The 19,455-nt window shown below is 69.3% G+C and carries 17 protein-coding genes; 7 read left to right on the forward strand and 10 right to left on the reverse strand.

Going from position 1 to position 19,455, the window contains the following annotated elements; translation table 11 throughout:
- Nucleotides 1-126 precede the first annotated feature (126 nt).
- On the reverse strand, nt 127-738 hold the full coding sequence (locus OHA77_RS22780; RefSeq protein ID WP_406311553.1) for a TetR/AcrR family transcriptional regulator: 612 nt from the start codon (nt 736-738) through the stop codon (nt 127-129).
- 340 nt (nt 739-1,078) lie between these two features.
- Entirely contained in the window at nt 1,079-2,293 is a 1,215-nt protein-coding gene (locus OHA77_RS22785; RefSeq protein ID WP_406311554.1) for an amidohydrolase, read from the reverse strand.
- Nucleotides 2,294-2,677: 384 nt separating this feature from the next.
- Between OHA77_RS22785 and OHA77_RS22790 the strand changes: the two genes are divergently transcribed.
- The 5 genes from OHA77_RS22790 (at nt 2,678) to OHA77_RS22810 (ending at nt 9,250) form a co-directional block, all read left to right on the forward strand.
- Nucleotides 2,678-4,099: an alkaline phosphatase PhoX gene (locus tag OHA77_RS22790; protein WP_406311555.1), complete on the forward strand. Its 1,422-nt coding sequence runs from the start codon at nt 2,678-2,680 to the stop codon at nt 4,097-4,099.
- Between the two features lie 215 nt (nt 4,100-4,314).
- Nucleotides 4,315-5,259, forward strand: coding sequence for an aldo/keto reductase (locus OHA77_RS22795; RefSeq protein WP_326826251.1), 945 nt, complete (start codon nt 4,315-4,317; stop codon nt 5,257-5,259).
- 165 nt (nt 5,260-5,424) lie between these two features.
- Nucleotides 5,425-6,285 carry an aldo/keto reductase gene (locus OHA77_RS22800; RefSeq protein ID WP_406311556.1) on the forward strand — a complete coding sequence of 287 codons (861 nt, stop codon included), beginning with the start codon at nt 5,425-5,427 and terminating at the stop codon, nt 6,283-6,285.
- A 501-nt stretch (nt 6,286-6,786) separates the two neighbouring features.
- On the forward strand, nt 6,787-7,044 hold the full coding sequence (locus OHA77_RS22805) for a hypothetical protein (RefSeq protein WP_406311557.1): 258 nt from the start codon (nt 6,787-6,789) through the stop codon (nt 7,042-7,044).
- Nucleotides 7,045-7,330: 286 nt separating this feature from the next.
- Complete coding sequence (locus OHA77_RS22810) at nt 7,331-9,250, forward strand: glycoside hydrolase family 15 protein (protein WP_326826247.1); 1,920 nt, start codon at nt 7,331-7,333, stop codon at nt 9,248-9,250.
- On the opposite strand, the gene OHA77_RS22815 is transcribed toward OHA77_RS22810, so the two are convergent.
- The 5 genes from OHA77_RS22815 to OHA77_RS22835 all read right to left on the reverse strand — a co-directional run bounded on the left by OHA77_RS22815 (nt 9,183) and on the right by OHA77_RS22835 (nt 14,114).
- Nucleotides 9,183-10,052 (reverse strand): universal stress protein, encoded by an 870-nt coding sequence (locus tag OHA77_RS22815; RefSeq protein ID WP_326826246.1) that lies wholly within the window; start codon nt 10,050-10,052, stop codon nt 9,183-9,185. The genes OHA77_RS22810 and OHA77_RS22815 overlap by 68 nt on opposite strands.
- Nucleotides 10,053-10,280: 228 nt before the next feature.
- On the reverse strand, nt 10,281-11,093 hold the full coding sequence (gene lepB, locus OHA77_RS22820) for a signal peptidase I (protein WP_326826245.1): 813 nt from the start codon (nt 11,091-11,093) through the stop codon (nt 10,281-10,283).
- Nucleotides 11,094-12,170: 1,077 nt separating this feature from the next.
- Nucleotides 12,171-12,875, reverse strand: coding sequence for a phosphatase PAP2 family protein (locus OHA77_RS22825; protein ID WP_326826244.1), 705 nt, complete (start codon nt 12,873-12,875; stop codon nt 12,171-12,173).
- 60 nt (nt 12,876-12,935) lie between these two features.
- On the reverse strand, nt 12,936-13,679 hold the full coding sequence (locus OHA77_RS22830) for a phosphatase PAP2 family protein (RefSeq protein ID WP_326826243.1): 744 nt from the start codon (nt 13,677-13,679) through the stop codon (nt 12,936-12,938).
- 51 nt (nt 13,680-13,730) lie between these two features.
- Entirely contained in the window at nt 13,731-14,114 is a 384-nt protein-coding gene (locus OHA77_RS22835) for a hypothetical protein (protein ID WP_406311558.1), read from the reverse strand.
- Between the two features lie 645 nt (nt 14,115-14,759).
- Between OHA77_RS22835 and OHA77_RS22840 the strand changes: the two genes are divergently transcribed.
- A complete protein-coding gene (locus OHA77_RS22840) occupies nt 14,760-15,362 on the forward strand; it encodes a GAF and ANTAR domain-containing protein (RefSeq protein ID WP_406311559.1) in 603 nt (200 codons plus the stop codon).
- 64 nt (nt 15,363-15,426) lie between these two features.
- Entirely contained in the window at nt 15,427-16,494 is a 1,068-nt protein-coding gene (locus OHA77_RS22845) for a quinone-dependent dihydroorotate dehydrogenase (protein WP_406311560.1), read from the forward strand.
- A 92-nt stretch (nt 16,495-16,586) separates the two neighbouring features.
- Here OHA77_RS22845 and OHA77_RS22850 read toward each other — a convergent pair whose 3' ends face one another.
- The 3 genes from OHA77_RS22850 to OHA77_RS22860 are packed head-to-tail and all read right to left on the reverse strand — an operon-like array spanning nt 16,587 to nt 19,431.
- The gene (locus tag OHA77_RS22850; RefSeq protein WP_406311562.1) at nt 16,587-18,227 is read right to left on the reverse strand and encodes a beta-N-acetylhexosaminidase; all 1,641 of its coding nucleotides are present in this window, start codon (nt 18,225-18,227) and stop codon (nt 16,587-16,589) included.
- A gap of 35 nt (nt 18,228-18,262) precedes the next feature.
- Nucleotides 18,263-19,126 (reverse strand): N-acetylmuramoyl-L-alanine amidase, encoded by an 864-nt coding sequence (locus OHA77_RS22855; RefSeq protein ID WP_406311563.1) that lies wholly within the window; start codon nt 19,124-19,126, stop codon nt 18,263-18,265.
- 56 nt (nt 19,127-19,182) lie between these two features.
- A complete protein-coding gene (locus OHA77_RS22860; RefSeq protein ID WP_184754355.1) occupies nt 19,183-19,431 on the reverse strand; it encodes a hypothetical protein in 249 nt (82 codons plus the stop codon).
- Between the last annotated feature and the right edge of the window lie 24 nt (nt 19,432-19,455).

Consider the following 19,455-nt stretch of genomic DNA (forward strand, 5'->3'; position numbering starts at 1 on the left):
CGGTGCCGCGCACCGGGGCAAAGCACGATGTCCGCCGGCGGTGGAGGAAAGCGGGCACGGCCGTTTATGGCGGGGGAGCGGAGAGTCCCTGGGTTCTCCGGTGAGCGTCGTCGACCTCGCCCGCGATCAGATGACGTAGGCGCCTGCCTTCGCGGCGGCCACGGCGGCGGTGGCGGCGCGGTCGGCGACGGCTCCGTCGAGCGGGTCGCCGCTGGCCAGCAGCCGGTAGTAGAGCGGGGCCGAGACGGCGCGGATCACTTCCGCCGCGTCGGTTCCCGCGGGCAGTTCCCCGCGTTCGACGGCCTGGCGGACGCACCCGGCCCATTCCTCGATACGGGTCGCGTAGAAGCGGTGCAGGGCTTCCGCCGTGCGCTCGTCACAGGTGGCGGCGGCGATCACCGACTTGAACAGGGCGCCCTGGCGCGGGTCGGTCAGGGTCTTGACCACGAGCCGGGCGTTGGCCTTGAGGTCCTCGATCAGCGAGCCGGTGTCCGTGCGCGGCAGGGACTGCTCGGCCATGTCGACCAGCAGATCGGTGACCAGACCGGTCGTCGTGCCCCAGCGCCGGTAGACGGTCGTCTTGCCCACGTCCGCGCGGCGTGCGACGTCGGCGAGGTCGAGCCGGTCGAAGCCGTGTTCCGCCAGGGCGTCACCTGCCGCCTGCAACACGGACGACCGGACACGGGCGGTCCGCCCACCGGGTCGGACAGTGCCGGGCTCCACCTGTTCGGAACTCATAACGGAACTCCAGTTTCATTATTGAGTGCTCTCGTGCTGTGGCTACTCCATTCTAAAGGAACTTCAGACCCGTTAGTGCTCCATCGGTCAGGAAGTACTCCATCGTGTCCGCACTCGACCACGCCGCGCCTCCGGCGAGGCCACCCCACGGCGGTGGCGCCTCCCCCACCGGCGTCTCCTGCACCGATGCCTCCCGTGTCGGTGCCGTCCTCGCCCCCGGCCCGATAGGACGGAAGGCGCCCGAGGGCCGGGGGTGGTACGGAAGGTCCGCTGACCCTGCGAACGGCCGGCCGCGCGACGGAGCTGTCAGGCCGGAACGGTCGGCCGCGCGACGGAGCTGTCAGGCCTCGCGGTAGTAGGGGTCGGCGACCTCCCCCTCGCCCTTGTCCGCCGAGAAGCTGTAGACCTCGCGGCCCTCGACGAACACCCGGAGCGCACGGCTCATGATGTCGAGGGGGTCGCCCGACCAGATGACGACATCGCCGTCCAGCCCCGGCTTCAGCGCCCCGACCCGGTCGTCCAGGCCCATGATCCTGGCCGGGTTCAGCGTGATCGAGCGCAGCGCGACCTCGGGGTCCAGACCCTCCTTGACCGCGAGAGTCGCCTGGTGCACGAGGAAGTGGATCGGCACGACCGGGTGGTCGGTGGTGATCGCCAACTCGACGCCGGCGCGGGCCAGGATGCCGGGGTTGCGCAGCGACCGCTGGCGCAGCTCCACCTTCGACCTGCTGCCGAGCAGCGGGCCGATGATCACCGGAATGTTCCGCTCCGCGAGCACGTCGGCGATGAGGTGTCCCTCGGTGCCGTGGTTGATCACCAGGCGGTAGCCGAACTCGTCGGCCAGCCTGAGGGCGGTGGCGATGTCGTCGGCCCGGTGCGTGTGCTGGCACCAGGGCAGCTCGCCGTCGAGCACCCGGACGAGGATCTCCATGGTGCCGTCACGGTCGAACGGCTTGCCCTCGGTCGCGGCGTGCTCCCGCTTGGCCTTGTAGTCCTGCGCCTTGACGAACGCGTCGCGGATCACCGCGGCCACACCCTGTCTGGTGGAGGGCAGCTTCTTCTGGTCGCCGTAGACGCGCTTGGGGTTCTCGCCCAGCGCGCTCTTCACGCTCACCGGCTCACGGACCAGCATGTCGTCGACCGTACGGCCCCAGCATTTGACCGCGACCGTCTGCCCGCCGATGGGGTTGCCCGAGCCGGGCTTGATGACGGCTGTGGTGACGCCGCCGGACAGGGCGTCGGCGAAGCCCAGGTCGGCCGGGTTGATCGCGTCGAGGGCGCGCAGCCGGGCGCCGTTGGGGTCGGTCATCTCGTTGGTGTCCTGGCCGGCCCAGCCCTCGGCCTCCTCGTGGACGCCGAGGTGGCCGTGCGCCTCGACGAAGCCGGGCAGCACCCACGAGCCGCCCGCGTCGATCGTCGTGACACCGGCGGGGACGGTGACCTCGGCATCGGGAGCGACCGCTACGATCTTGCCGTCTTGGATCAGGACGGTGCCACCGTCAATCGGCTCACCGTCAACGGGTACGACGAATCCACTGGTAATGGCAATATTCATGGCCTGCAACCTACTCGCCCTCCTTCGCGACGATGGAAGGGGGCGGATCGCTCACCTGGGTCCCGCCGGCGGAGCCGGGGCGTCGGATGCCGTCACGGCGACGGCTCCCCGGCGTGTCATACGTCTTTACGGCAATGGCTCCCCGGCGTGTCATACGTCCTTACGGTGAAGGCTTCCCGGTGTGCCGTGGGTCCCTACGGCGACGGCTTCCCGGCGTACCGTGCGTCCCTACGGCCGTCCGGAGGTAAGAACCGGTGGCGGAAACCTGGATCGATTCGTTCGTCGTGCGTTCATCTTGATGACCGTGTCCGGGGAGGAAGCGTTCAGGATGAGGGACTTGGCTCCAAGACATACCTACCGATATGTAGTGGAAAAGGTACTCCTGTGACTTCCTCCATCTCTCGCCGCGATCTGATCCGCTCCGGAGCCGCAGGCGGTCTGGGCATCGCCATCCTTGGCAGCATCGAAGCGATCGCCGGCCCCGCGGCCGCCCAGGCCGCCCAGACCGGTCTCAAGGCGGTGGGCTACGGTCCCGTCGTCGCGGACCCGGCCGGCCTGCTCGCGCTCCCGCGCGGCTTCTCCTACAAGATTGTCGCTCAGGCCGGGAAGACGCTGCTGGAGAGCGGGGAGCCGACTCCGAGCGACGCCGATGGCACCGGCTTCTTCAAGGGCAATGGTCGCGACGGGTTCGTCCTGGTCAACAACCACGAGATCGACGGTACCGAGCCGTACGGCGTGCCCACTCTGCCGGGCCTGACGTACGACCCGGGCGCACACGGCGGTACCACCAACATCGAGGTCGACAGGCACGGAAACCGTGTCCGCGAGTACGTCAGCGTGGCCGGCACCCACAACAACTGCGCGGGTGGCATCACCCCCTGGGACACCTGGCTGACCTGCGAGGAGACCGAGCAGCGCGCGGGCGGCGCGTTCCAGAAGGACCACGGGTACGTCTTCGAGGTCGACCCGTTCGACCATGAGGCCAACCAGAACCCGGTCCCGCTGAAGTTCCTCGGCCGGTTCTCCCACGAGGCCGTCGCGGTCGACCCGCACACCTCCGCGATCTACGAGACCGAGGACGCGGGCGGCCCGAACGGCCTGTACTTCCGCTGGACCCCGCCCAGGCACTTCCGGGGCCGCAAGGGTGAGCTGCGCAAGCTCGCGCTCAGCGACGGCGGCGACACCGCGGGCACCCTGGAGGCCATGAGCTGCTTCAAGGGGAGCAAGCACATCGCCGACCTGTCCGAGGCCACCCAGCCGGGCACCCAGTACAAGGTGAAGTGGGTCGAGGTGCCCGACCGCGACGCCAAGACCGTTTCGGTGCGCAAGCAGTTCACCGACGACCAGGTCACCCGTAGCCGCAAGCTTGAGGGTGCCTGGTGGTCCGAGGGCGGCGCCTACTTCGTCGCCAGCTTCGCCCGTCACGACGACGGCAGCGTCAACGAGCACGACGGCCAGGTGTGGTTCTACGACCCCAGGTCGGAGACGGTGACCCTCAAGACGATCTTCGGCGTCAACCCGGACCCCGAGCAGGACACCGACTACGACGGACCGGACAACATCACCGTCTCCCCGTACGGCGGGATCATCCTCGCCGAGGACGGCGAGGGCGTCTCCCACCTGATCGGCGTCACCAAGAAGGGCAATGCCTACCCGATGGCCCGCAACGAGCTCAACGACAGTGAGTTCACCGGTCCGACCTTCAGCGCGGACGGGAAGATCCTGTTCGCCAACATCCAGACTCCGGGATACGTGCTCGCGATCACCGGTCCCTGGGGCAAGCCGGGCGACGGCGGCAAGCACTGACCCTCGTACGACCACGGGCGACCCACCGCCCCGCCCCGCGCCGCCGGTCGGTGCAGGGCGGGGCGGTGGGCCGCCGGAGACCACGGTGCGGGGAGGACCGGCTCCGATGGGCCGGTCCGGCATGGAGGGTGTCTCTGAGCGGCTGGTCACGGAAGGGCGGGGACAATGGCGTTGAGTCGCCTCGCTGTACGTGATGTGGAAGTAAGGAGCGTTTCATGCCTGAGATGTCTTATCGCCGCCTCGGCGAATCCGGGCTGGTCGTCTCGGCCGTCGGACTGGGTGCCAACAACTTCGGCCGCCGGATCGACCTCGATGCGACACGCGCGGTGGTCGACGCCGCCTTCGACGCCGGGATCACCCTGATCGACACGGCCGACATCTACGGCGAGTCCGAGGTGCTTCTGGGGGACGTGCTGCGGGGACGGCGTGACGACGTGGTCCTGGCCACGAAGTTCGGCGGGGACACCGGAGGAGCGAACGGCCCCGACTGGGGCGCCCGCACCTCTCGTAGATACATCCGCAAGGCGGTCGAACGGTCGCTGCGCCGCCTGCGTACGGACTGGATCGACCTTTACCAGGTGCACTTCCCCGATCCGGGGACTCCGGTCGAGGAGACGTTGGCGACCCTGTCCGATCTGGTGCGCGAGGGCAAGGTCCGCTACATCGGGTCGTCCAACTTCGCCGCCTGGCAGGTGGCCGACGCGGACTGGATCGCCCGCGTCGAAGGCCATGAGCGCTTCGTCAGCGCTCAGAACGAGTACAGCCTGCTGCAGCGGCGGGTGGAGGTGGAGCTGACACCCGCTCTGCGGCACTACGGTATCGGGCTGCTGCCGTACTTCCCGCTGGCCAACGGGCTGCTCACGGGCAAGTACCGGCGGGGCGCCGCGGCGCCGGAGGGCAGCCGTCTGGCCGCCCGCCCCGAATATCTCACCGATGCCCGTTTCGAGGTCGTGGAGAGGCTCGCGGAGTTCGCCGAGCGGCAGGGCGTCGGTCTGCTCGATGTCGCGATCGGCGGTCTGCTCGCGCAGCCCGAGGTGACCTCGGTGATCGCCGGTGCGACAAGACCGGAGCAGGTCAGGGCCAACGCCGCCGCGGGCGCCTGGCACCCTGACGAGGAGGCGCTCGCCGAGCTCGACCGGATCGCGCCACGGCCGAACTGAGCGCTGTGCCGCCCGTGGCCGCTCGCCTCCTGACCGCGGCGTTCGACGACCGCGGCGGTGAGCACGTCGTCGAACGCTTCCCGGATCTCCCATCCTGGAGAGGATGTCCTGATCGTGGGAAGGGAGACTGGGGACGTACCAACCGATCTCCGAGGAGGAACTCCCATGCAAACTCGCCGTATCGGCGATGTCCAGGTCGGCGCGATCGGTCTCGGCGGGATGCCGATGTCGATCGAGGGGCGCCCCGACGAGCAGCGTTCGATCGCCACCGTCCACGCCGCCCTGGAGGAGGGCGTGACACTGATCGACACCGCGGACGCCTACCACAGGGACGCGGCCGAGGTAGGTCACAACGAGTCGCTGATCGCCCGCGCGGTGGCCGGCTACGGCGGCGACACGTCCGACGTGCTGATCGCCACGAAGGGCGGTCATCTCCGCCCCGGAGACGGATCGTGGACCCTGAACGGCTCGCCGGACTACCTGAAGCAGGCCTGCGACGCGTCGCTCAAGCGACTCGGCGTCGAGGCCATCGGGCTCTACCAGTTTCACCGGCCAGACCCGAAGGTCCCTTACGCGGAGTCGGTCGGGGCGATCCGTGACCTGCTGGACGCGGGAAAGATCCGTTTCGCGGGCATCTCGAACGCCAACCCGGAGCAGATCCGGCTGGCCCGCGAGATCCTCGACGGGCGGCTGGTGAGCGTGCAGAACCAGTTCTCGCCGTCGTTCCGCTCCAGCGAGCCGGAGCTGGAGCTCTGCGCGGAACTGGGCATCACGTTCCTGCCGTGGAGCCCGCTGGGCGGGATCTTGCGCGCCGGTGAGCTGGGCTCGCGCTTCGCCGTGTTCGCGGACGTGGCGCGGGAGCACGGGGTGAGCCCGCAGCAGGTGTGCCTGGCGTGGATGCTCGCCAAATCGCCGGTGGTGATCCCGATTCCCGGCTCCTCACGCCCCGAGACCATCCGCGACTCGGCGGCCGCGGTCGATCTGAAGCTCTCCGCCGAGGAACTGGCCCGCCTCGACGCGGCCTGAGCGCCCGCCTGACCGAGCGCGTCGCGTCGTGTCTGGAACGCCCGCCTGACCGAGCGCGTCGCGTCCGGAACGATCGCCGTGAGGCCGGCCTGCCATCCCAGGCCGGCCTCACGCGTCACCGGTGGGTGCCGTGCACGGGCTAACCGGCTCCGAAGGATGGCGTCGAGCGGTGGGACGGTGATCGTGGCGTCGACGGCGAGGGGCGCCGTAGGAAGGTAATGCGTTAAGCAAAACAACAAAAATCCATTAAATAAATTAATACAATGACATTCCTGGCGTCTTTCGTATTTCTTGTATATATGTCAGCAAGGGCAGCGTCATTTTTCAGTTGATTCTCACGTTCCATGGAGGGTCGTCCGGGGTGAATCGGCCAGTTTGTAAGTGACCGATAAGGACCACACCGGACGGAGCACCATGGGATCAGCGATAACGAGATCGGCTCTGGCGGCACTTGTCGCCTGCCTCTCGCTCACCGCCTGCGGCGGATCGTCGTCCGAACAGATGTCCGCCTCCACCACGGCCACCAGCGGATCCACCCGGCTGGGAAAGGTCTCGGCGAACACCGCCAATGAGAGTGAGATCGCCGCCGCACTCAAGGCCGCCGACGTGTCCAACCCCGAACGGTGGGCGAAGGAGGTCGTCGAATATCGGCCCTATGCCGCCGATGACAGTAACCTCACCTCGCTGCGACAGAATCTCGCCAAATACAATCCAGGTGAGGAAACGATCAACAAGATCGTCTCGGTGCTGACGCCTTGAACAACGGGTCCGCGGCGCCGCGCCAGAGGAGGCCGTCGTGGTCCGGGTGCTCCTGGCCGTCCTGACGACGCCACGAAAAGGCGACCTCTACCGGCCCCTGCCTGCTGAGCTGCGGACTTCGGTGCCTACAGTCGATGGTATGACGGTCGCCACCGGTTCTGCCGGTGGCGGGGCACCCGGCCGGACGTGCGCCGCGGCCTGTGACCGTGCCGGGTGACCGAGGCCGCGGAGCGCGATCCGGTCGCCGGTAAGTCCGAGTGGGAGCGGCGGGAAAGCAGGTCATCGTATGACTCTCGATCCACCGGTGGACGTGTTCTGCGAACGTTCCCCTTTCCCGCCGATCGCGGACTACGGCTTCCTGTCCGACTGCGAGGCGACCGCTCTGGTGGCTCCGAGCGGGAACATCGAGTGGCTCTGCCTGCCCCGGATGGACTCTCCCAGTGTGTTCGCGGCCATCCTGGACCGGGACGCCGGAGGGTTCCGGCTCGGCCCCGCCGACCTCAGGGTGCCGGCCGCACGCCGATACCTGCCGGGCACCATGGTGCTGGAGACGAGCTGGGGCACCCCGACCGGCTGGATCATCGTCCGCGACCTGCTGCTCATCGGCCCCTGGCACCACCACGACGAGCTCTCCCACACCCACCGCCGGGCGCCCACCGACTACGACGCCAGCCACGTGCTGCTGCGCACCGTGCGCTGCGTCAGCGGGGAGGTGCAGATCACCCTCGACTGCGAGCCGGTGTTCGACTACGGCCGCAGGCCGGCCCACTGGGCCTACGCCGACCGGGGCTACCACCAGGCCGTCGCCCAGGGGGACGGGGTGAACCTGGAGCTCAGGCTCACCACCGACATGCGACTGGGGTTCGAGGCGTCACGGGCGACGGCGCGCACTCTGCTGCGAGAAGGGGACACGCGCTTCTGCGCGCTGTCCTGGACCGCTCACGAACCGCCCTACACCTTCGCGGACGCGTACGACCGGCTCGTGTGGACGGCCCACCACTGGCAGCACTGGCTTGCCCGAGGTGACTTCCCCGACCATCCCTGGCGCGGCTACCTGGAACGCAGCGCCCTCACCCTCAAAGGCCTGACCTTCGCCCCGACCGGGGCGCTGGTCGCGGCGGCGACCACCTCGCTGCCCGAGACGCCGGGCGGGGAGAGAAACTGGGACTACCGCTATGCCTGGATCCGCGACTCGACCTTCGCCCTCTGGGGCCTGTACACGCTCGGTTTCGACTGGGAGGCCGACGACTTCTTCTGGTTCATCGCCGACGTCGCCGAACGGGACGACGAGCTCCAGATCATGTACGGCGTCGACGGCGAGCGCGACCTGGAGGAGCACATCCTCGGTTACCTGGACGGCTACCAGGGGGCCAAACCTGTCAGGATCGGCAACAACGCCTACAAGCACCGCCAGCACGACGTCTGGGGAGCGGTCCTCGACTCCTTCTATCTTCACACCCGTTCCCGGGACCGACTGGACGAGCGGATCTGGCCCATCCTGAAACGCCAGGTCGAAGCGGCCATCGCGCACTGGCGGGAGCCCGACCGGGGCATCTGGGAGGTGCGGGGCCAGCCCAAGCACTTCACCTCGTCGAAGGTCATGTGCTGGGTGGCGGCCGACCGCGGCGCGTGGCTCGCCCGGTGCCGCCACGACTTCGACCTGGCGACGCGCTGGCAGGCGGCCGCCGACGAGATCCACGCCGACGTCTGCGCGCACGGGGTGACTGATAACGGAATCTTCAGGCAGCACTACGAGACCGACGCTCTCGACGCCTCGCTTCTCCTCCTCCCTCTGGTGCGCTTCCTGCCGGCCGACGACCCCAGGATCCGTGACACCGTCCTGGCCATCGCCGACGAGCTGACCGTCGACGATCTCGTCATGCGCTACCTGAGCAAGGAGACCGACGACGGCCTGTCCGGCGAGGAGGGCACCTTCACGATCTGCTCGTTCTGGCTCGTCTCGGCGCTCACCGAGATAGGGGAGCAGACCCGCGCCCGCAGGCTCTGTGAGAAGGTCCTCTCCTTCGCCAGCCCCCTGGGCCTCTACGCCGAGGAGATCGACCCCGTCACCGGGCGTCACCTGGGCAACTTCCCCCAGGCCTTCACCCATCTGGCCCTCATCAACGCGGTCATCCACATCATCCGGGCGGAACGCGAGTCGCTGCCCGGGAGGAGGCCGCGGACATCCGATCCGGAATCACTATGACCGTGCACGACGCCCCGCGCAGCAGCGACTGGGAGAGTACGCCGAGAGGCAGCTCGATCGGGTCGTCCTCCCCGCGACCGTTGACCACCACCAGGTCCGCGTGTTCGGCGGCACCGTGCAGCACCGCCGTAGCGGGCCGTGTCTCGACCGAGGTGTCCACGGCCACGCCGGGATACTTCTCCTCCCACACCGAGACGGTGTTGTAGAAGCGGGTGGCCGCCTGCCGCGTGTCGTCCATGTCCTCGGGGCACAGGCAGATCGCGGTCAGCGACGCCTGCCGCAGCCGCGCCTCCTCGAATGCCACCCCGATCCCCGAACGCTCCGGACCGGCCCCCTCCACGGCGACCACCACGCGTCCCGTGGCGGGCCGGTCCGGTTCCCTGACGACGGCCACCGGGCAGTAGGAGTGCGCGGCGAGCTGCATCGCGACCGAACCGATCTGGAGCTCCTTGAAGCCGCCCGTCCCGCGTGGTCCCACGGTGACCAGCTCCGCGGCCGACGACTCGCTCACCAGGACGACCGCGGGTGACCCCATCTCCAGCCGCTCCACCACCTCCAGCCGGGGAGCCATGCTGCGTGCCAGGCTCACTCCGGCGTTGAGCACGTGCTGGCCCATCCGCCGTACGGCCTCCAGCGTTTCGGGGGAGACGGGAGGCATGGGGTAGAGCCATTGCCAGGCGTGGCAGACGACCAGGGGAACGAACCGCGTACGGGCCTCGCTGACGCCCCACTGAAGGGCCTGCCTGCTTGCCTTCGAACCGTCGTATCCGGCGACCACAGGCCGCCCGTCGTGTGCGTACATCGCCACCACTTCCCCGTGCCCTCTGTGCCCCTCACCTCCATACTTGTCTTGTTTCGCTGGTTATGGCGAGGGGCACGCCAGGTCACGGAACTTCCTTTGACCTACGGCAGGCACGAGTGAGATCCCGCGGGCACCGCAAGACGTGTTGACCGCCCCCGTCCGGGGCCCTCAAGGGAAACGCCCTCACCGCGGGTCATACGGGCCGTGGGAGCAGGGGCTGCCCGGCGGTCAGAGCCGTTTCAGGATCCGGCGGCGACGCCAGAGCACCAGGGGCACCGCGCCGGTGAACCCGAGCAGGAGCGGGGCCTGGGCGCCGATCGCCCCGGCCGCGTTCAGCGCGGGCTGGGAGAAGGTCTCGGGGATCGGGATCGTGGTCGCGCGGGAGAACGGCCACACGATCACGAAGGCACGGCCGATCACCTGCTCGGCCGGGATCGTGCCGCCTCCCGGGTCGCCCTGGTGCTTGCGGGAGTCGTACGACACCGAACGGTGGTCGCCCATCACCCAGAGCCGGCCCTCGGGCACCGTGACCTTAAAAGTATCGCCTGACGGATCGTCACCCGGGTAGAGGTAGTCCTTCTCCTCCAGCGGGACCCCGTTGACCGTGACACGTTTCTTGACGTCGCAGCACTCCACGACGTCACCGGGAACGCCGATGACCCGTTTGATGTAGTCCTTCTCGCCGGGCACCACGCCGAAGACGGTGCCGGCCCACTGGAGGAACGCCGCGACCGGGTTGGACGGCTCCGGGATCTCGACCTCGCCCTTCCAGGAGTCGACTCCGGAGAAGACCACGACGTCACCGCGCTCGATGTCGCGGGTGTAGTAGACGAGCTTGTTGACCAGAACCCGGTCGTTGACGAGAAGCGTGTTCTCCATCGACTCCGACGGGATGTAGAACGCCTGGACGACGAAGCTTTTGATCAGCAGTGCGAGCAGCAGGGAGACCACGACCAGGAGGGGGAACTCCAGCCAGAACGAGCGCTTCTGCTTCTTGCCGCTCTTGGCCGATTGCTCGACGTCTTCCGTGACCACGTGCACCTCGTCCTCGGCGGGGCGGCGTACGCCGTAGCCCGTTCTTCACTAGCCGACGATGATGAGCCTAAATCATTCTCATCGGCGGTACCCGAGGTTGAGGTGGACGGATATCCCGATGATCTTCAGTCCGCCGCCGCGCCGACGAGGATGTGGTGATTGGTCGGAAAAATTGAGGCCGCTCGGGTGAGCGTTCGCCGGCGGGCCGCCTCACCGGGCACCTCTGGTTAGGCTCAGGAGTATGAATCGTCGCGTCATCGCCGTCATGGTGCTCATCGGGCTGATCGGAACGAGCGGCCTCGCGGTGGTCGCGTCCTGGGGGTTGTCCGGCTGAGACCCGGGGTGGTGTCCTCCGCGGTGCTCCGCGTGCGGGCGGTGCGCCGGACACGGGCGGGGGACCGGCGGGGAAACGGCCGGACGCCGCGTGGGGCGAACCTTCCGGTGATCGAAAAAGCTCTCAGGCGTTCACCATCGCGGTCGGGGCCGGGGCGGGGGCCTGCTCCTGCTGCCTCGACGGCTCCGACTCCGCGGCCGGCGGGCACGTGCAGTATCCGTTGGACACGATCATGCGCCCCCGCTGCGCTGTGTACGTGCGGGAATCGGTGGCGAGTAGAACACCTGCGCAGGTATGACACACGATGGGCTGGGAATCCACGGGACGGCTTCCTTCCTGAGGGGTGCCGTCGAACACGTGTGGGTCCGGCCGGCTGGCTGCTCCTGCCCCGATGGGAAGACGTCAATCTGCCCATGGGGTCTTTATCTTACTCGGTAGCACACGGTAGTCAGCAAATTGCTGATAGTGACAGGCGAACGCTGGTTTGCCCCTGCTGAATGTAGCCCGCCCCGTGGTGCGCACAAGCTGAAACCCGATGGGAAGCGGAGAAAAAGCTCTCGCGTTGTGAGCCCCCGCCCCGGGTCCCGCCGCCCGCCCCGGCACCGTCCCGGATCCCGCTGGGGACGGTCCCCCGCTGGGGACGGCCCTGCCGAAACCTCGCTCCGTACCGCCGGGGACGGTCCCGCCGGAACTTCGCTCCGCCCCGCCGTCCCCGGACCTTGCCGGAACCTCTCCCGCACCCCGGGCCGCTATGCCGTGGCCTTCTCCCGCACCACGGAACGGTCTCCCGCCACGGGGCGTCGCCGCAGCAGCGCGTTGGCGGCCACCGCGATGCAGACGGCGCCGAGCAGGAGGCCCCAGCTCACGTCGCTCAGGTGGTGCATGCCGCGATACATCCGGGAGTAGCCGATGCCCAGCGGGATCGCCAGGCCGACGGCCCACCACAGCACATTGAGGATCTTGTAGCGGTGGGTGTGCAGGGTCAGCACCAGCGCCAGGGCGCAGTAGAAGCCCACGGCGGCACTGGTGTGCCCCGACGGGAAGCTGGAGGTGGGCGGCGCGGGGTCGAGGTGCTGCACCGTGGGTCGTTTGCGCTCGGCGAAGACGGTGGCCAGCAGGAAGATGGCCGACTGGGAGAACACGGACAGCAGCAGGAAGAGCGACTCGTTCCAGCGCTTGAACGCCAGCCGGAAGACGATGATGAGCACCGCGGTGGCGATGATGATCGTCGGCATGTCCGACAGCTTGGTCATCTTGTCCGTGATGTCGTTCAAGAACGCCGTGCGGCCGTGGGCCAACTGCTCGTTCACCCCCTCGTCGTTCGCGATGAGGGTGGTCGTCTGCAGAACCTTGGTGATCAGTAGCCCGACGCCGACCGTCAGAGCGGCCATGAGGGCCAACGGCAGCAGGATGAGGCGGGCCACGCCCTTGAAGTCGACCGACGTTTTAGACATGGCGCCCGAGCTACCCTGAATTTTACCTTCAGAACTCCGCCGGCCGCCGTCGTGCGCGGCTCACTCCTCGGGCTGGACCCCTTCCTTGTACGGCTCGGCAGGCCGGCGCCCCTCGCCCCGGCGCCAGCTTTCGAATCCCGCGGCGGTCCCCGCGACCACCGCGACGCCCAGCGTCGTCCCCGCGACCACGTCGCTGAACCAGTGGACGCCGAGCGCGACCCGGCTGTAGGCGACGAAGACCGTGAAGGCCGTCGCGGCGGCCCAGACGGCGAATCGGAGGCCCCAGCCCTTCAGGTAGGGCAGCAGGACGAGGGCGAGGACACAGGTGCACGTCGCCACGCCCATCGCGTGCCCGGAGGGGAACGAGGCGCCCGGCGCCCACGACACCGGATCGGGCAGCACGGGCCGCGCCCGGTTGACGATGTCCTTGATCGCAAGGTTCAGCAGGCCGCTGACGGTGATCGTGACGACCGCCCAGACCGCCACGCGCCGCGATCCCCGCACCCAGAGCGAGATCGCCACCGCCACCACCAGGACACGCCAGGTCGTCGGCCCGAGCACGTCCGTGGCCACGTTGAGGAAGTGCGCGTACCCGGGCTCGGCCAGGGCCTGGGCGTGGAGCTGCCGGGCCACGCTCCTGTCGAAGTCGTTCAGCGGCCCGAACGAGGACACCACGAACACCAGCAGCAGGATGAACGGCACCGAGAACACCACCACGGCCGCCACCGCGAACGTGAGCCGCGCACCCAGGCGGCGGTCCGAATCCTGGCGATTCCGCTGACGTTGACTGAGTAGCCTGACCATCGTTCATCGCTACCCGATGACGGGTGGATATGCATAGCCCGGGAGCGGAGTTCAGGCGGCGCGGCGGTTCTCGCGCCGGGCGGTCCAGCGCAACACGTCGCAGTGGCGCCGCTCGGCCTCGGCGAGGGCGGACTCGTCGGCGTAGGCGTCGAGTACGGCCCGCAGGTACGGCATCTGCTCGGTGACGTCGGTCCACGCCTGGACGTGATCACCCGCGCCGAGTTCGATCAGCGTGTCCAGGTGCGCGGCGTAGGCCGTCCACCACTGGCGGCTCAGTTCGGCCAGGAATCCGCCCAGGCCGGCGAATTCTCGCTGGATTTCGGAGTCCCACCAGGACGGTACGGTCGTGTTACCGGTCTCCGCCATGTCGCGGAGTACGACGTGCACCATCGTGCGACGTCGGCGGGCGATGGCGGAACGTGACAAGTTGCTCATGTCTCCACCCTGCCGTCCCCGACTTGCCGATCACTTGCCGATCTATTGACAGCGTTGCAAACGCTCTGACGGGCGGTACGAGGAACCGCTTGGCCGTAGTGGCCGCGCAGCACTATCCTTTCCCATTGCTGATCATTCCGCCTTGCGTCCGCGGAGCTACCTCAACGCGGAGGAAGCCTCCCCATGGCCCAAGGCATCGGACGCTCCCGACCGGTCGATCGCTTCCTGAGCGCCCTGAGCGTCCCGAGCGTCCTGGCCGACGGGCTCCACGCCGCACGCCCCCCGATCTGTCCCGCCTCGCCGGACAGGTCTCCGAAGTCCGTGCCGTCGCCGGTGCGCGCTGGAGACCGGCTGATCGGCACCCTGAATTTCTACGACCGCGCCGGCCGCGAACGGCAGCCCGTGAAAGCCCGCAGCGGAGAACCCCGCAGCGGGCTCATGGTGACGGTTCTACGGAATCCCGTTCATAAGTCTCCTATTCCTGGGCAGTCGTAGTCAGCATGTCAAGTAATCCGGCCGACGCTGAAAGGCGCCACACATATGACGCACATCGACCCGGAAGCGCTGGTCGCAAGCCTGAGACGGCTCCAGACGACAGCTGCCGCAACAGGCATAGTCCATCAGCTTGAGCGGACTGTGGACGTCGTGGACACGCTGTTCGGTTATGCGGGTGCGGGCCTGATGTTCGCCGAGGAGGGCAAGGACCTGCGCTACCTGGTCGCCACCGATGATCGGGGGCGCAGCCTGGAGGACGCCCAACTCCACCTGGGCCAGGGGCCATGTGTGTCCGCCTACGAGGAGAACGCCCCGGTGACCTCCTCCGACGTGCAGGTGGACCCGCGCTGGCCGAAGCTCGCCGACCGCCTCCACCCCGAGGTGCGGGCGGTCGCCGGGGTGCCGGTACGGCTCGGCGGAGACCCGGTGGGCACGTTGAACGTCTACCAGTCCGAACCGTATGAGTGGGATCAGTCGGACATCCAGGCGCTCAGGTCCTACGCCGACGTGATCGAGCAGCTTCTCACCGCGGCGATGGCCGCCGAGGAGAAGAGCGCGCTGGCCGAGCAACTCCAGTACGCCCTCGACTACCGGGTGGTCATCGAGCGGGCCGTCGGCTACCTGATGGGCAAACACGACCTCACCGCGGCTCAGGCCTTCACCGGTCTGCGCAAGCAGGCCAGGGACAGCCGTCGCCGGGTGGCCGACCTCGCGGCCGAGGTGCTCGGTGAGGGGGCCGGCGAACTACGGTGAGCGCGCTCCCGCCGCGGACGGCCGGCGCGAGCCCCGCTCCGCCGGGGGACTAACCTGATCGGTGATGTATCGATTCGTGTTCACGCAGGTTCTCAGCCGCTTCGACGCGGAGGATGTGCACCATCTGACGCTCGGCGCGCTCCGCCTCCTCTCGGTGACGCCCGTGGTCAAGCGGCTCGTCCACCGCCGCCTCGCGCCGCGCGACCCCGCGCTGCGCGTGCAGGCCTTCGGCGTGCACTTCCCCGGCCCGTTCGGGCTGGCGGCGGGCTTCGACAAGGACGCCGGCTGCGTGGAGGCCATGTCCGCACTCGGCTTCAGCCACGTCGAGGTCGGCACGGTCACCGCGCACGCCCAGCCCGGCAACGCCAGACCCCGGCTGTTCCGCCTCGTCGGGGACCGGGCGATCATCAACCGGATGGGCTTCAACAACGCCGGGGCGAGCGCCGCGGCCCGGGCGCTGGCCAGGCCCCGCGGCGTCCCGGCGGTGGTCGGCGTCAACATCGGCAAGACCAAGGTCGTGCCCGAGTCGGAGGCCGTCCAGGACTATGTGGCCGGCGCCAGGGAGCTGGCGCCGCTGGCCGACTACCTGGTCGTCAACGTCAGCTCGCCGAACACTCCCGGCCTGCGCGCCCTCCAGGCGGTCGATCTCCTGCGCCCCCTGCTCGAAGCGGTCAAGGAGGTCGCCGACGGCACCCCCAGGCGGACCCCGCTGCTGGTCAAGATCGCACCCGACCTGGCCGACGACGACGTGGACGCGGTCGCCGACCTGGCCCTGGAGCTCGGGCTCGACGGCATCATCGCGACCAACACCACGATCAGCCGTGAGAGCGTCTCCAGCACCGAGGCCGGCGGTCTGTCGGGACGCCCGCTGAAGGCCCGCTCGCTGCAGGTGCTGCGCAGGCTGCGCGCCCGGGTGGGCGACCGCCTGGTGCTCGTCTCCGTCGGCGGGGTCGAGAACGTGGACGACGTCTGGGAGCGCCTGCTCGCCGGCGCCACCCTGGTCCAGGGCTACAGCGCGCTGATCTACGAGGGCCCCCTATGGGCCCACCGCATCCATCGCGGGCTGTCGCGGCGGCTCCGCCGCCACGGCGCCACCGAGCTGCGCGAGATCATCGGTCGCACCGCGACCTGAGTGCCACCCCGTGCGGGTGACGGGCCGCCGCCCTCCGTCACCCCACGCTTCTCGTGCGCCGGTGATTCACCGCCGCCACGCCGGACGGAGAGTCACAGGCTCGGCCGGGTCGAGTCCGCGAGCCGGGTCAGCTTCTCCAGGCGCTCCATGACCGCCTGCACATCGACGGCACCGGGGCGGTGGCCGCGCCTGCCGCCGCCCCGCTGCCAGGGGTGCGGCCCGGTGGTGGGGCGATACTCCACCCCCAGCGCGTCCAGGCGGCCCAGGTGCCCTTCGAGCCGGGCGGCGAATCCGGGGCGGGCCGAGCCCGACCAGGCGACCTCGGCCAGCGCGCAGCCCCGGGGCCAGGCCCGGTAGTCCACCGCCCGGCCGTCGGGCAGATACTCGCTCCAGAGCTGGAACTGCGCCCCCAGCACGCGCGCACGCTGTTCGGCGGTCCAGGACTCCGGTGCCGGGTCGAAGGCGACGACGTCCGGCAGGGTGGTCGCGTCGCCGATGGCGCGCGGCTCCTGTGCCGAGGCGGCCTCGGCGTAGTCGAAGTAGAGCGGGAAGACCGGGGTCTGCACGACGTCGTGTCCGGCCTCGGCCGCGCGCAGGGCCACTCCCGTCCCGCGCCACGGCATCACGACGGTGTCGGGCCGCAGCATGCCGCTGACGAAGGCCTCGTCCCAGACGACCGCCCGGCTGCCCCGCTCGGCGAGCACGTCCGCCAGCCGGCGCAGGAACCAGGCGTGCAGGTCGCTCGGGCCCGCCAGCCCGAGCTCCTCCTGGAACGCGACGATCTCCGGTGCGGCGGCCCAGTCGTCGAGCACGCACTCGTCCCCGCCGAGGTGCACGTACGGCGTCTCACCCAGCGCGCCGAGCAGCTCGTCGAGCACCGCGGTCAGGAAGTCGATCGTCGGAGGGAGCGGGGACAGGATCGCGGGGGAGATGCCCCAGCGGTCCAGCACGCCGAACGGCTCGGGTTCCCGGCCGCCGGTGGCCCGCGCGTCGAGAGCGGGGTAGGCCGCCAGGATCGCCGAGGCGTGTCCCGGTACGTCGATCTCGGGCACGACCGTCACCGCCCGGATGCGGGCGTAGGCGGCGATCTCGGCGAGGTCGTCCAGCGTGTAGTAGCCGCCGTGCGGCACCTCGTCGTAGACCGGGTTCGCCCCACGGGGGCTGGTGATCGTACGCGGCCGGTGGGACGCCACCTGGTGCAGCCTGGGGGCGACCCGGCTCTCGACCCGCCATCCCTGGTCGTCGACCAGGTGCAGGTGAAGCCGGTTCAGCTTGTGCACGGCCATGATGTCGATCATCCGGAGCACCTCGCGCTTGGGCATGAAGTGCCGTGCCACGTCCAGGTGCACGCCGCGCCAGGAGAAGCGCGGAGCGTCCTCCACCCGGCCGCACGGGACGGTCCAGCCGGCTCTCCCGACGGTCCGGAACGCCCCGTCGGGCAGGAGCTGCCGCAGGGTCTGACCCGCGTAGAACGCCCCGGCACGGTCCCCGGCGGTGATCCGCACGCCCTCGGCGGTCACCTCCAGCGTGTAGGCCTCCGCACCCAGTGACGCGTCCCGCTCCACCACGACCGCCCCCGCCCCCGACTCCACGGGCCGCAGGTCGAGGACGGCCAGGGCCGGCCGTACCCCGTCCACCAGGTCGGCGGGACCGGAGACGGAGGCGCCGGGGGAGAGCGCGAAGAAACCATGGGCAGACTCGACGACGGCAGGATACGGCAGCAGGTCAGTCATGCCTCAGATCATGCCAAGTCGGGTCAGACCACGCATCACTTCAGGTAGGTCTGCATCCCGTCGGCGATGCCGAGCGCCAGCTTCTGGCGGAACGCCGGCGACCGGAACTTGGCCGCGTCACCCGGGTTGCGCATGTTGCCGGACTCGATGAAGACCTTGGGAACCGTGGAGAGGTTCAATCCGCCGAGGTCGTCGCGGAAGTCCAGGGCCTTGTTGCCGATGTAGGTGGAGTACGGCAGGCCGGCGACGGATTTGACGGAGTCGCGGACGTCGATGCCGAGCTCCCTGGATTGCCCGACCACCGGGTCCACCGGTCCGCCGATCTTCTTCGGCATGATCACATGGAAGCCGTGGCCGGCCGCGGGCGCCCCGTCGGCGTGGATCGAGATCGCCGCGTCCGCTTTGGCCTTGTTGCCGATCGCCGCGCGCTGGGTGATGCACGGACCCACGCCGGAGTTGTCGGTCCTGGTCAGCTTCACCGTGGCTCCCCGCGCTTTGAGGATCTTGGCCAGGCGCTGGGAGACGTCCCAGGTGAAGGCCGCCTCGCTGTAACCGCTGTCGGTGGCGGTGCCGGTGGTGTCGCAGGCCTTGCGCTGGGTCAGGACGTCGACCAGTTTGTTGATCTTCGAGGGGTATCTGTAGTTGAGCCCGTTGTGGCCCGGGTCGATGACCACGACCTTGCCGCGCAGCGGTCCGGCCGGCACACTCCGGCCGGCCGATGGGGCGGGCGTGGCGGTCGCGGCCACCCGGGTCGCCTGAGAAGCGGCCGGTGAGGCGGCAGGCGAGGCGGGCTCGCCGTGCCGTGCCGGGTCCGCCGTGGTGCCGTTCACGGCGCCGCCGCAGGCCGCGACGCTCAGGCCGGACAGGGCAAGGGCCGCCACGAATGCTTTGCTGGTCACGCTGATCCCCCTCGAAGGAGTCCGTCAACCAACCAACCTACGTGACCCGGCCGTCGTCACCAGACGTGCTCCCCCGCCTCCAGCTTCTGCAGGAGGGAGGCGAGCTCCCTGGCGTCCTCGGCGTCCAGCCCCAGCACCACCCGTGGACGCCCCCAGGGGTGGTCGATCGAATGGGCCACATAGCTCGCCACGGACTCGGCGCCGGCATCCCCGTTTCGGCCCCGGGCGGCCCGCCAGTGCGCCCACGCCCGCTCAAGCTCGGCGGCCGCGCGCTGGGCGCATGACACCAGTTCTGGATCGCGCATCGTTACCCCCTCGTCAGACCGGAG

This window comes from Streptosporangium sp. NBC_01639 (genome assembly GCF_045209755.1).
Classification (GTDB): Bacteria; Actinomycetota; Actinomycetes; order Streptosporangiales; family Streptosporangiaceae; genus Streptosporangium.